The 13,083-nt window shown below is 66.3% G+C and carries 9 protein-coding genes; all 9 read right to left on the bottom strand.

Annotated features, from left to right (window positions below):
- Nucleotides 1-142 precede the first annotated feature (142 nt).
- A complete protein-coding gene (locus ACQGNW_RS15115; RefSeq protein WP_426664056.1) occupies nt 143-634 on the bottom strand; it encodes an acyltransferase in 492 nt (163 codons plus the stop codon).
- On the bottom strand, nt 610-1,737 hold the full coding sequence (locus ACQGNW_RS15110; protein ID WP_426664055.1) for a DegT/DnrJ/EryC1/StrS family aminotransferase: 1,128 nt from the start codon (nt 1,735-1,737) through the stop codon (nt 610-612). Before ACQGNW_RS15110 ends, ACQGNW_RS15115 begins: the two co-directional genes overlap by 25 nt.
- Nucleotides 1,734-2,321, bottom strand: a complete 588-nt coding sequence (locus ACQGNW_RS15105; protein WP_426664054.1) for an acyltransferase — start codon at nt 2,319-2,321, stop codon at nt 1,734-1,736. The genes ACQGNW_RS15110 and ACQGNW_RS15105 overlap by 4 nt, the downstream gene beginning before the upstream one ends.
- Before the next feature lie 12 nt (nt 2,322-2,333).
- Nucleotides 2,334-3,296 (bottom strand): Gfo/Idh/MocA family protein, encoded by a 963-nt coding sequence (locus ACQGNW_RS15100; protein WP_426664052.1) that lies wholly within the window; start codon nt 3,294-3,296, stop codon nt 2,334-2,336.
- A gap of 182 nt (nt 3,297-3,478) precedes the next feature.
- Entirely contained in the window at nt 3,479-5,677 is a 2,199-nt protein-coding gene (locus ACQGNW_RS15095; protein WP_426664051.1) for a polysaccharide biosynthesis tyrosine autokinase, read from the bottom strand.
- A gap of 33 nt (nt 5,678-5,710) precedes the next feature.
- The gene (locus ACQGNW_RS15090; RefSeq protein WP_426664050.1) at nt 5,711-6,145 is read right to left on the bottom strand and encodes a low molecular weight protein-tyrosine-phosphatase; all 435 of its coding nucleotides are present in this window, start codon (nt 6,143-6,145) and stop codon (nt 5,711-5,713) included.
- Between the two features lie 702 nt (nt 6,146-6,847).
- Complete coding sequence (locus ACQGNW_RS15085; protein WP_426664049.1) at nt 6,848-7,204, bottom strand: hypothetical protein; 357 nt, start codon at nt 7,202-7,204, stop codon at nt 6,848-6,850.
- Between the two features lie 248 nt (nt 7,205-7,452).
- Nucleotides 7,453-8,964 carry an RICIN domain-containing protein gene (locus ACQGNW_RS15080; protein WP_426664047.1) on the bottom strand — a complete coding sequence of 504 codons (1,512 nt, stop codon included), beginning with the start codon at nt 8,962-8,964 and terminating at the stop codon, nt 7,453-7,455.
- A gap of 849 nt (nt 8,965-9,813) precedes the next feature.
- A complete protein-coding gene (locus tag ACQGNW_RS15075; protein WP_426664045.1) occupies nt 9,814-13,029 on the bottom strand; it encodes a WD40/YVTN/BNR-like repeat-containing protein in 3,216 nt (1,071 codons plus the stop codon).
- Between the last annotated feature and the right edge of the window lie 54 nt (nt 13,030-13,083).

Here is a 13,083-nt window from a genome sequence, read left to right as displayed (position 1 = left end):
CCGCGCGGGCCGCAATGGCGGACTGGCCTTGCCGGCCTCGCGTTCGTGCCGATGCGGCGGACGCGCCTGCTCTCCGGGGCAGCAGCCATTGCCTGCGGCAGGATCGTGCGTTGGACTGGGCTGGATGAGCGGTACGCGCATGTCATCGCTCCTTGATGATTCGCGCAGGAACGCCGGCGACCACCTGGTTGTCCGGCACCGATCGCGTGACCACGGAGTTGGCGCCGACGATCACGTTGTTGCCGAGAGTGACCCCCTCCCGGATATAGACGTTGTCGCCGATCCAGCAGTCGTCGCCGATGACGATGTCGCGTTCCAGATGGATGATCGGGCCCGCCGCGTTGTTGGTCGGCTTGTGCAGCGAGTGCGTGATCGCCTTGATCGACACGTTGTAGCCGATGGCGCAACTGCAGCCGATGACGACCCTGGAATGGGCTCCGCACGACAGATGCGCCTGGTTGAGGTAGCTCAGTTCGCCGATCAGGAAATGCTGCTTGGGGCCGATCAGCTTCGACCCGAGGCCAACCGTGGCGCGCGGCGATATGCCGACGTACTCCCGCAGCCGGCGAGCGTGACTCCTGCGCTGCGCCCAGTTGACGGCGCCGCTTATCACTCTGGCAAGGAGATCGAGCATCGGCGAACCTGCTCCGTTGATGCTGCGGCGAGGTTCTCCACGACCAGGCTTGCCTGCGATTCCGTCAGATACGGGTGCATGGGCAAACTGAGCACCTGCCGGGCCACCTCGTCGGCGACCGGAAGGTGTGCGCGGGAATCCGCGACAGCCGGCTGTCGGTTGATCGGGAGCGGGTAATGCACGGCGGTCGGGATGCCGGCATCCCGCAGCCGCGCCTGCAGTGACTCGCGCTCCTCCACGCAGATGGTGTACTGGGCGTAGACGCTGGTGCCCTGGGCTTCGACATGAGGTGGAACGGCGACGCCGGCCTGCGCGAGCAGTGCGTCGTAACGGGCCGCGACCTGTTGCCGCAGTTCGACTTCGTCCTCGAATATCTCCAGCTTGGCCAGCAGGATGGCTGCCTGCAGCGTATCCAGCCTGCTGTTCATGCCGATGCGAACGTGGTGGTAGCGGCGATCCTGGCCGTGACGCGCGATCTGCCGCATCGCCTGCGCAAGCAGGTCGTCGTTGGTGAACACCGCGCCACCGTCGCCGTAGCAGCCCAGCGGCTTGCTGGGGAAGAAGCTGGTGCAGGCGACCGTGCTCAGGTTGCACGAGCGCCGCCCCTTGTAGAGCGCGCCGAAACTCTGCGCGGCATCCTCGATCACCGGAATGCCGTGCCTGTCGGCGATGGCGTTGATGGCGTCGAAATCCGCGCATTGCCCATAAAGCGACACCGGGACGATCGTGCGCGTCAGCGGTGTGATCGCCGCCTCGAGCCTGGCCGGGTCGAGGTTGTAGGTGCGCCGGTCGATGTCCACGTACACCGGCCTTGCGCCGAGCAACGCCGTGGTCTCCGCCGTGGCGATGTAGGTGAAGCCGGGCATGATGACCTCGTCGCCGATGCCGACGCCCAGCGCCATCTGCGCAATCTGCAGCGCGTCGGTCCCGTTCGCGCAGCTGATGCAGTGCCTGGCGCCGACGAAAGCGGCAAGCTTCTCCTCCAGCTCGGCGACTTCCGGCCCGAGTATGTACTGGCCATGCGCCAGCACGCGCGCGATGGCGGCATCGAGACGATCCTTGATGCGGGCCTGCTGGGTGCCAAGGTCGATGAAGTCGATCACGTTGCGGCGACCTCCTTGTGAAGCGCGCGGCCCTTCAGCAGGTAGCGTGTGCCGGTATGCGGACAGGTGACCTCGCCGCTTCCTTCCAGCGGCAGGTCGAGCTGCTCGCCGAATTCGCTCATCCAGCCGATCTGGCGCGCCGGCACGCCCACCACCAGGGCATGGGCCGGTACGTCGCGGTTGACGACCGCACCGGCGCCCACGAAAGCGAATTCGCCGATGGTGACGCCGCAGACGACGGTGCAGTTCGCACCCAGCGTGGCGCCGCGCTTCACCGCGGTGTCGCGGTATTGGTCCTTGCGCTCGATCATCGAACGGGGGTTGTAGACGTTGGTGAAGACCATGCTGGGGCCACAGAACACGCCTTCCTCCAGCGTCACGTTGTCGTATACCGACACGTTGTTCTGGATCTTGCAGCGATCACCAATGAGCACATTGTTGCCCACGAACACGTTCTGGCCCAGCGAGACGTCCCTGCCGATGCGTGCCCCGCCACAGACGTGCACGAAGTGCCATATGCGCGAGCCTGCGCCTATCCGCGCGCCTTCGTCGACGATGGCGGAAGGGTGCTGGTAGTAGTCCATGCGTTTCGCTCCTCAGGCCTGTCGATTCAGGAAAGGATGGCCGTTGCCGGCAGCGGGCACGATGTTTCCGGTGCGGATCGCGGCCACGGTCTCGATCGCGACGCGGTTTTCCTCCAGGCCAAAGCCCCGTCCCGCGAGGATCTCCTCGTAGCTGCGGTTGTGCAGGTCGGTGAAGCCGCCGGAGAACTCGATCTCCTCGCCGTCCACGGTGATCGACCGGTAGGTACGCTGTCCGTTCTCGCGCAGCGGCGCGGGTACGTCCTCGATGTCCACCGACAGGAACCAACGCACGCGGGCGTTCTCGTATTCCAGGTAACCGGCCGCCCGCGTGTCGCTGCGCACGTGCACCAGGTTGGTCTGCAGGGCGCCGAAGATGTAATGCAGCATGTCGAAGAAGTGCACGCCGATATTGGTGGCTATGCCGCCGGACTTCTTCGGGTCGCCCTTCCAGCTCTGCAGGTACCAGTGCCCGCGCGAGGTGACGTAGGCAAGATCCACCTCGTGCTTGGTGCGGCGCCGGCCCTGCTTGACACGGTCGCGCAGCGCGATGATCGCCGGATGCAGACGCAACTGCAGGATGGTGTTGACGCGCCTGCCGGTCTCGCGCTCGATTTCCTGCAGGCCGTCGATGTTCCAGGGGTTGAGCACCAGCGGTTTCTCGCAGATCGCGTGTGCGCCGGAACGCAGGGCGAAGCGCATGTGCGAGTCGTGCAGGTAGTTCGGCGAGCAGATGGAGACGTAGTCGATCTGGCCGCCGTTGCCGGCGCGCCGGCGCAGATCGACGTGCCTGTCGAAGCGCTCGAACTCCGTGAAGAAATCGGCGTCCGGAAAGTGGCTGTCGATGATGCCGACCGAATCGTTCGGATCGAAGGCGGCCAGCAGGCGGTTGCCGGTGGCCTTGATGGCCTGCATGTGGCGGGGCGCGATGTAACCGGCGGCACCGATCAGGGCGAAGTTCTTCGACGGGATGGTCATGGAAACGGATCCTGCTCCTGCGTGGCCGGTGTCGGCCTTCGTGCGATTGAGGTTTCCGCCCGTCCGTGGTGCCGCCGCGCCCGGCGCCGTCCGTTCTCGCGATGCGGCCGGCGCAGCGGCGCCGCGTGCGGCGAGGCATCGATGCCCGCAGCCGCCTTGTCGCTGCAACGGGCCAGAACCTCTCACCTGGCCGGCTTGCCCAGGCCGTAGTAGGCGTAGGAGTAGTAGCCGCTGCTGCGCTTCTCCACGGCGTTGAAGATGGCTCCGCGAAGGTGGATGTTGTTCTGCTCGAACCGCTGCCGGGCCAGCGCCACCTCGCGCGCCTGGTTGAGTCCGAAGCGCACCACCATCAGCGCGGTGCCGGCGTGGTGGCCGATGATCGCCGCATCGGTCACCGCCAGGATGGGCGGGGTGTCGATGATGATCAGGTCGAAGGTTTTCTTCACGAGGTCGAGCAGCGTGGAGAAACGGGCGTTCATCAGCAGCTCGGAGGGGTTCGGCGGCACCTTGCCGCGCCCGACGAATTGCAGGTTCGGCGACGAGCCTATCTGCTGCATCGTCGCATCCAGATCGGCCTGGCCCGAGATGAGCTCGGAGAGGCCGGGGCCGGCCTGGCAGCCCACGACCCGGTGCAGCGACCCCATGCGCATGTCCCCGTCGATCAGCAGTACCCGCTGGTTGCCCTGCGCAACCAGCGAGGCCAGGTTGGCGGAGACGAACGTCTTGCCGACGTCCGGGCTGGAGCCGGTGATCATGAGTACGTTGTTCTTTGCCTCCAGGCGCGCGAAATGCAGGCTGGTGCGCAGACTCCGCAGGGCCTCGGTGGCCATGTCCGCCGGCGCGTCCGTGACCAGCAGCCGTTGCCTGTCGTGTCCGCGCACGCGCCTGTCGTGCAGCGCCCGCTCGCGCAGGCTGACCGGGATGGAGGCATACACGGGCAGGCCGAGGTTCTCGATCACGGCGGGGTCTTCGATGCCGCGGTTGAGCGCCTGCCGGATGAAGACGCACAGCAGCGCCACGAAGCCGCCGAGGAACGCGCTGCTCAGCACCACGATGGATTTCTTCGGCCAGATCGGCTGCGTGATGTCCACCGCCGAGTTGTCGATGATCCGCACGTTGCCCACCGTGCCGGCGCGGGCAATGTCCAGCTGCTGGGCCTGGTTCAGCAGGCCGGTGTAGGTGTCGTTGCTTACCTGCACGTCGCGGGTCAGCTTCAGCAGTTCCTGCTGGGTGTTCGGCAGGTTGCCGACCTGCTTGTCGATCGCGTTCTTGCGGGCTTCCAGCTGGCCGATCTGCTGCATCAAGGCCTTGTAGGCCGGATGCGCGGGCGTGTACTGGCGCTGCATGTCTGCCTGCTGCAGGCGCAGCTGCTGGATGTTGGTCTGGATGGCGACTTCCTGGTTCAGCAGCGCCTGTGTCTGCATGTTGATGTCAACCGAACGCGCCTTGAGCTGGTAAGCGTTGAGCGCGGCGGTGGCCTTTTCCAGCTGCATGCGGACCTTGGGCAGCTGCTCCCGGACGAATTCCAGGCTGTTCGCCGCCTCCGCGGAATTGCGTTCCACGTCCTGGCGCACATACAGTTCGCCGACCTGTCCCAGCACCTTCGCCGCCAGCACCGGATCGGTGCTGTCGTAGCTCATGTCGAGGATGCCCGAGTCCTTGCCCTCCTCATTGACCTTGATGGCTCTGCGGAGCTGGTTGGTCACCGTCAGCCGGCGATGGCGGATGACGCGGAAGTGCGTGCCTTCGTTGGCGGCGAGCGCCTTCACCTGGATGGTCACGCCCTGGCTGCTGGCGACTTCTCCCGTCTTGCCGGTGACCAGGATGTTTCCCTTCGCGTCCTCCAGGACGTAGTTGCCGTTCCTGCCAGCAATGAGGGTCAACGGCTTGTCCAGGAGATTGTCGGGCACGTTCAGCCGGAAGATGTCCAGCTTCGAGCCGCCCCAGTCATAGCCGACCATCCCGAACCACGGCGCAGCTACGTTGCCGGGGTTGTGCGAGGCATAGAGGCGGGCGATGAAGTTGCCGAACAGGGGGAAGCGTTCCGGGCCGCTCTGCACCGTGAGCTTGAGCTTGTCGACCACCGCGCCGACCACCATGCGCGAGGTGATCAATGCCGACTGGGTGGTGGCCTCGGGATCCTCCGCTCCAAGCGTCTGGGTGAGCGCGCTCAGGCCGGGCAGGTCCGGCACCTTCTGCTCGACCTGGGCTGTCGAGGTGGCCTGATAGACCGGCGTGGCCACCAGTGCATAGATGACACCGAGCAGGACAAAAATACAGACGATGCGGACAATGAACCACTTGTTGTCGTGAAGCGTGCCGAGCATTTCGCCCAGGTCGATTTCATTGTCGCGCTGCAGGGGAGCTAGTGTGCCGGTCATATGGGTAGCCATCTCCGGAGGCGAAATCAGGGATCAAAGATAGAGCTGCCAGCTGTCGACTCCTTTTTCGATCATTTCGTGAACATGTTCGAAGGCGATTCGTTGCTGGCGATAAGGGTCGGGGATATCTTTTTCACCCAGCCATTTGTCCAGCATGTAAACCTTGCCGCGGATTTCCGGCGCAAGGTGAATCATTGCGGCGACGTGGTCCCTTTCCATGCCAAGTATCAGGTCCGCTTCGCGCAGCATCGATGGCATCAACTGGCGTGCGCGGTGCATCGTGCCGTCAATGCCGTTTTCGGCAAGCAGCTGCAGGGCGGTCGCATCCATGGGCCTTCCGATGGGCGCACAAAGCCCCGCGCTGCTGAAGGCAACGTGACGTGATTCCGTGCGCTGTCGAAACAGGTATTCGGCCGTAGGACTGCGGCAGATATTACCCAGGCAGACGATCAGTATCCGCTCAAACACAGCGCCGTCATACTCCCGAATCCCGATGCAGCGTCGATCCAAGGATGCTAGAAATGGCGGTCCGGCCTCCTGTCAATGTCAGGAAAACCCACACAAGTGCGAGTTTCGTGGCCCTGTTTTGGATTTGAATCGCACGCCTCACTCAAGAGGCTGAATAGCAAGCCGGCTTGCATGCCCGCTGGTTATTTCGTTTTCGGCGTTACGCAGTCATGTCGATGCGTCGAACGCATGCTGGAGATGACCGGTCATCACCGCACGAAATGAGCATCGATCATTGCACGTCCGGATTGCCGGTCAGTGAACAACAGCCAAATGATCCGGTCGCGTGTGTTGTATCGGCCGCTGGCGGCGGATCGATGCACGCATCGTGTGCAACGACATGAATGCGAAGTTTCACGCCGAGTCGTCCCGATCGTAGGGACCCTGGCTCGAACCCTGTCTGAATCCGCGGCATGAACAAGTCAATTTTGCGTGTACGAGTACGCGCATCACGTGCGCGATGGTCGTGGGCACACTGCGGCCATCATCGCAGGCGTCGATGGGCGGCAGGATGCCGACACGGATCGCGCAATGAACATCCCGCCCGACGCAATCCGCATGGGTCCGGCAGGACGCCGCGGCGAGAGCGGCGCGCAGTACCTCGGTGCGCATCGGCAGGATGCCGTAGAGCGGGCGATCTTCAGGAATGCAGGGCTTGTCGACTCACTCCAGCGTCACGGATTTGGCGAGATTGCGCGGTTGATCCACGTCGGTGCCGCGCAAGACGGCGACGTGATAGGCCAGCAGCTGCAGCGGCACGGTGAACACCGCGGGTGCGATGAAGCTGCCGCCCGAAGCGGCGCGGGGCATCGTGCCGTATCCGCTCATGTCGTCCATGCCGATGCCGCCGTCGGCGAACATGATCGGCGGCCGCCGCGAGCGCGCACTTCCTGCAGGTTGAATTTCGGCCTGTCGAGCAGCGGACCGCTCGGTGTCACCGCCACGACGGGCATCTCCTCGTCGACCAGCGCCTGCGATCGCGCTTGAGCTCGCCAGCCGCGTACGCTTCGGCGTGGTCATGTCGAACGAACCCGGCAGCCTGGTCGGCGATCGCCGGTTCCAGCTTCGGCGCGGCACGACGCCGATGGCGGTGGATGGCCAAGGGCTCGTGGTTGTCGCGTGATGCGTTCCGCCGTTGCGGTGCGGTGCCGCCCGCTTGGCCATGGGCCTCCGTTCATGCCCCGGTCGGGGAACGGCGGGCGATGGTTCGGATGCCGCCGAAGCAGGGCCGTTCGACGTGGATTGGCGGTGCATCGCGGTGCAGGATCTCAGTTCGCCTGTACCAGTGTCCATCGCTGGTTGGCGGTGCCCCGGCAGGGGTACTGGATGAGCGGCGCGCGCGGCAGTGTCGAACCGTTGGCCACATCGAGGCACTGGCCGCTGTTCTGGTTGACCAGTTCGTAGTCGCTCCCTTGAAGCTGGAACCGCCATTCCTGTTCTGCCCCGCCGGTGCAGGTTGCCTGGACCACCGCCGCGCGAATGGAGGTCGAGGCGTTCTCGGTCGCCACGCACAGCCCACTAAGCACGTTCCTGAGGGTCCATGAGCCATCGGTGTTGGCCGCAAGCACCCATTTCTGGTTGTTGTAGCCGGTCTCCGGATACTGGATCAGCTGCGTGTTGCTGGTGGTCGAACTCCTGGTGTCGTCCACGACCATGCCCGATTTGACGCTGTATACCCAGTACGCCACGCCGACCGGCGCATTGACGGTGAGGTTGACGGGGGTGTTGTGGGTGAGCGGGCCGGAGGTGCCGGTCACGATGAGCGTGGCGCTGCCCACGGCGGCCAGGGGCGATGCGGACAGGGTAAGCACGGAGCTGGCGCTGCCGCCGCTCGCGGGCACCAGCGAGGTGGGCGAGAACGTCGCCCTCACGCCGCTGGGCAGCCCGGAAATCGACAGGTTCACCGACGAACTGAAGCCGTTGAGGCTCGAGACGGTGACCGTGTCGGTGGCCTGCGCTCCCTCGCTCAAGCCGATCGAGGTCGGCGACGCAGTGATGCCGAAGTCGGGCGCACTGGTGCTCCATATGCCGGTGATCGGCGTGGCGGCGGAGGCGTTGCCGAGTGCGGTCAGGCCGTACATGTCTTCCAGCGTGCGCAGCACGTTGTAGTGGCTGATCTGCTCCGCGTAGGTGCCCGGCTTGATGTTCGCGCCGGCGAACAGCGTGACGATCCGGTTGCCCTGGGTGAGGTCGTCGTCCTCGTCCCAGGTCAGGATCAGCAGGCTGTTGTGGGTCTTGGCCCAGTTGATGTAGTCGCTGATGTGCGCGCTCAGCCAGCTGTCGCCGACCGATATGGAGCAGTCGTGCATGTCGTCGCACAGGTTGGGGATCACGAACGAGAGCGTCGGCAGCTGGCTGTAGTCGCCGGGGAACGCGGTGTAGGGCAGGTTGGCCGACGACGCGAGGTTGGTGAAGTCCACCCACGGGTTGTGCCGGCGTACGTACCCGGAGGTGCCGTACGCGCAGCCGGTGTAGCCGGTCGACGGCATGGTCTCCGAGTAGCCGGCGAAGCTGTAGCCGGCAGCGACCAGTTGGTGGCCGAGGTTGTCGGTGCCGAAGGTATACGGGCAGGCGTCGTCGGTGACGCCCTGGGTAGAGCCGGAGAACAACGCCAGGTAATTCGGCTCGCTCGGGTGGGTCACCGCGTAGGACTGGCTGAAGTATGCGCTGCTGGAGATCAGCGAGTTGATGTAGGGCGCGCCGGTGGTGTTGCCAACGATGTTGCCGGCGCTGACGTTTTCCATCACCACGATCACGACGTGGTCATAACGGGGAATCATGCCGCTGGTCGCTGCCGCGGCAGACTGCGAACGAAACGTCCCCTTGCCGGATACGGTACCGGTCCGCACCCTGACGGATGAGCCGGTCGCCTCGTGGGCTGAGCCGGGGTCTCGATGTCCGGGTGGTCTTGCCACGGACACGGGGGCGTTGACGGCGGCGCTGACTGCGACGGCAGCGACCAGGGCGCAGCGAAGGACCGTGGCCGGTGGACGTGCTTTCATGGCGATGACCTCCCCGTGGTTGGACGGATAGGGAACGGACCGGCCGGCGCGCTGGAAGCATGTGTTGCTCCGCCTCGGCTCGACTCGTGGGATGGCGGCGTGCCCGTTGGTTCGAGAGGTGTCAGGCCGCGCTGGTAAGCCTGATGACGCGGCTCATGATGCATGGACCGTTTGAGATGGCATGCATGCACCGTATGCACCTTGGAGCAGCGTCTGGCGTGGACTGCCACCCGCCGTCAGTATGCGGCAGTTGAACTGCCCTAGCAGAGAGTGAATGCATCAAAATGTGATGCAGCCCGAGGAAATGGATGAATGACTCGTCAGCGGCGCGTCGGAGTGCGAACCGCGCCACGCGATGCATGGGTAGGCGAGGCGATGCCGCCCCGACTTCTGTCGCCATTTCTCGCGAATTCGCGGCGGTCAGACCTGCGTCGGCAATCGTCCCTTGTGGCAGTGCCTGCGGCATGCCCGGCGCTCCAGTCAACGCGTGGCACTGTCGGGATTCCGGCTGCCCCGGGGTGAAGCTGCTGGTGCCGCGCTGCCGTCGAAGGCGCCGAAAAGCTCGATCCGGACGGCAAAGGGCCGCCCAGCGGCGGCCCTTTGCCTCGCCGTGCCGTGCAGCAGCGGCTACGGCGCAGCCCCCGATTCGTCGCCATCGTCGGAGGGCGAGAGCTTCGCCGCCGCCAGCGTCACCGCCGGAAGGTGGGCCGCCTGCAACTGGCGGTCGAGTTGCGGCAGGTCGGTGCCGCGGATCGATTGCCACAGCGCCAGCGCCTTGCCGAGGTTGGCATCGTATTCGGCCAGCGCCTGCCGCTGGCCCTCGGTGGGCGCGCGGTCGGCGCCTTCGACGTCGGTGGCGATGGCGGTGAGCGCATCGCTCATCGCGTGCAGGTTCGCGGCGTACTCGCCGCTGCCGCTGACCAGCGGCCTGGTTTTCGCATCCAGCGCGTCGACCGCGTCGAGCAGCGGCTTGTGCGCGGCATCGCCGGCCAGCCTGGCGTGAAGCGCGGTCAGCTGCTTGCGCAGCGACTGCACCTCGCCGTAGCCGCTCCAGACCTGCTGCAGGGTGTTGCCGATGCGGCGCGAGAAGGCGAGGCCGGCGGCGAGGTCGGCGCTGGCCACGTGTTCGCGCGGATCCATCGTCACGGTGAGCGGCGCGCGGTAGTCCTTGCCGTCCGCGTGCAGCACCACCTGGTAGCGGCCGGGCAGCACCAGCGGTCCTTCCGGCGTGAGCGGGGTATCGCTGTCCCAGGTGGCCGCGATGCTGTAGCCGTATTCGATCGCGTGCGGGCGCGGATAGCGCAGGTCCCACACGAAGCGGTGCATGCCGGCGGCGGCCGAGAGCCGCTGCGGCAAGCCCAGCCAGCCCTTGTCGAAGTAGCGCTCCGCATCGCGTTGCTCGGGTTTCTCGTCGCTGGCATAGCGGCGCACCAGCTGGCCTTTGTCGTCGTAGATGCTGAGCATCACCGGGCCGTGGGCCGCATTCGCGAGGCGGTAGTCGATGATCGCGCCGGTGGGCGGGTTGGTGCCCAGCGGCGTGCCGGGCGGCAGCGGCGTGTCCTTGTTCTCGTTCTCGCGCACGCGGACCGCCGGCGCCGGCGCATACAGCTGCACCGCGGCCGTGGTGCTGGCCTGGCGCAGCGGGCTGACGTCGTCGAGGATCCAGATCGCGCGGCCCTGGGTGGCGGCGATGAGGTCGTCGCCGTGCACCAGCAGGTCGCGCACCCAGGCAGTGGGCAGGTTGCGCTGCAGCGACGACCAGTGTGCGCCGTCATCGGTGGAGACGTACACGCCGCGGTCGGTACCGGCATAGAGCAACCCGGCCTTCTGCGGATCGGCGCGCAGCACGCTCACGAAGTCGTGCGCGGGCAGGCCGGCGGCAATGCTCGTCCAGTGCGCGCCGTAGTCGCTGGTGCGCCACGCGTGCGGCGTGTGGTCGTCCTGGCGGCGGTTGTCCACCGCGACGTAGGCGGTGCCGGGCTGCAATGCGGAGACGTCGATGGAGCTGACCTTGCCCCACGCCGGCAGGCCCTTGGGCGTGACGTTGTGCCAGCTCTTGCCGCCGTCGCGGGTAAGCTGCACCAGGCCGTCGTCAGTGCCGACCCAGATCTCGTCGTTGTCGCGCGGCGAGGGCGCGATGCTGTAGATCACGCCGTAGCCGCAATCGCGTGCCTGCTGCGGCGTGGGATTGCCCTTGCAGTTCTGCGCGCCGGCCGTCTTGCCGTTCAATTCAGGACTGATCACGCTCCAGTGCTGGCCCTGGTCGGTGCTGCGGAACAGTACCTGGGCGCCCATGTACAGCGCGTACGGCGGCTTGGCCGAGAACGCGATCGGGGTGATCCAGGTGTAGTGGTACTTGAAGTCGGTGGCGCGCTGGCCATAGCTGCTCACCGGCCACGGCGCGACGTTCTGCACCACGCCGGTGCTGCGGTTCCAGCGCGACACGCGGCCGCCCAAGCCGGAGCCGAACACGATGCCCGGGTCGCCCGGGTAGGGCAGGTCGTAGTCGCGCTCGTCGCCGCCCACCGGGTTCCAGTCGCGGAAGGAGATCGAGCCGTAGTCGCTGCGGCTGGCGATGCCCACGGTGCCGGAATCCTGCTGGCCGGCATAGATCCAGTACGGGAACTGGTTGTCCGCCCCCAGGTGGTAGAGCTGGGCGGTGGGCTGGTTGTACCAGCTGCTCCAGCTCTTGCCGCCATTGACTGTGACCACCGCGCCCTGGTCGCTGGCGGTGATCATGCGCTGCGTGTTGGTCGGGTCGATCCACAGGTAGTGGTAGTCGTCGCCGCCCGGCGCGCCCTTGAAGATGTGCCAGGTCTTGCCGCCGTCGTCCGAGCGGCGGATCGACTGGCCGGCCGAGTACACGCGGTCCGGGTCGGTGGGGTCGACCGTGATGCGGCTGAAGTAGTCGTTCGGCAGCCAGCTGGCGTGGCTCTCCGCCTGCCAGGTCGCGCCACCGTCGTCGGAACGGTACAGGCCGCTCTGCCCGGGATGCGTGGCGTCGTTTACCACAGCATAGACACGGCTGCCGCGGGTGGCGGCGATACCGATGCGCGCGAGGTCGCCGGTGGGCCAGCCGTGGCCGCCCAGGCGCTTCCAGGTCACGCCGCCGTCGGTGGACTTGTATACGCCGCTGCCCGGCCCCGCGTTGGGCAGGTAGTACGACAGCCACGGCCAGTTGCGCACCTGCCAGGTCGCCGCGTAGACCACCCGTGGGTTGGCGGGATCGGCGGCCATGTCCACCACGCCGGTGTCGTCGTCCACGTGCAGCGTCTGCTGCCAGGTCTTGCCGCCGTCGGTGGAGCGGAACACGCCGCGCTCGTGGTTCGGTCCGAAATAGTGGCCGAGCGCGCCGACCAGGACGGTGTCCGGGTGTTGCGGATCGACCAGGATCTTGCCGATGTGCCGGCTGTCGGCCAGGCCCACGTGCGTCCAGGTCTTGCCGCCGTCGCCGGAGCGGTACACGCCGTTGCCCGCGGCGACGTCGTAGCGCGCGGCCACCTGGCCGGTGCCGGCATAGATAACCTCGGGGTTCGACGGCGCCACGGCGACGGCGCCGATCGCGGCGGCCGGCAGGTGGTTCATCAATGGATGCCAGGTGCGGCCCGCGTCGGTGGTCTTCCACACGCCGCCGCCGGCGGTGCCGATGTAGAACGTGTCCGGCTGCGAAGGTACGCCTTCGGCCATGGTGGCCCAGCCACCCCGGAACGGACCGACCAGACGCCATTCCAGCGCACTGGCCGCCGGTGCCGGCGGCGGTGCATTGCCGGCCGCAAACGAGGGCAAGGCCGGTGACAGGCAGGCGAACACGAGCAGCGGACCCACGGCGCGACGCAACGGCATGGCGATACCCCTATGGAAGGCAGTCGCCGAAGATAGCGCCGTCGCCGCGCGAAT

The organism is Rhodanobacter aciditrophus (assembly GCF_050026795.1).
Taxonomy (GTDB): domain Bacteria; phylum Pseudomonadota; class Gammaproteobacteria; order Xanthomonadales; family Rhodanobacteraceae; genus Rhodanobacter_A.
This window is presented reverse-complemented; position numbering and strand designations above follow the sequence as displayed.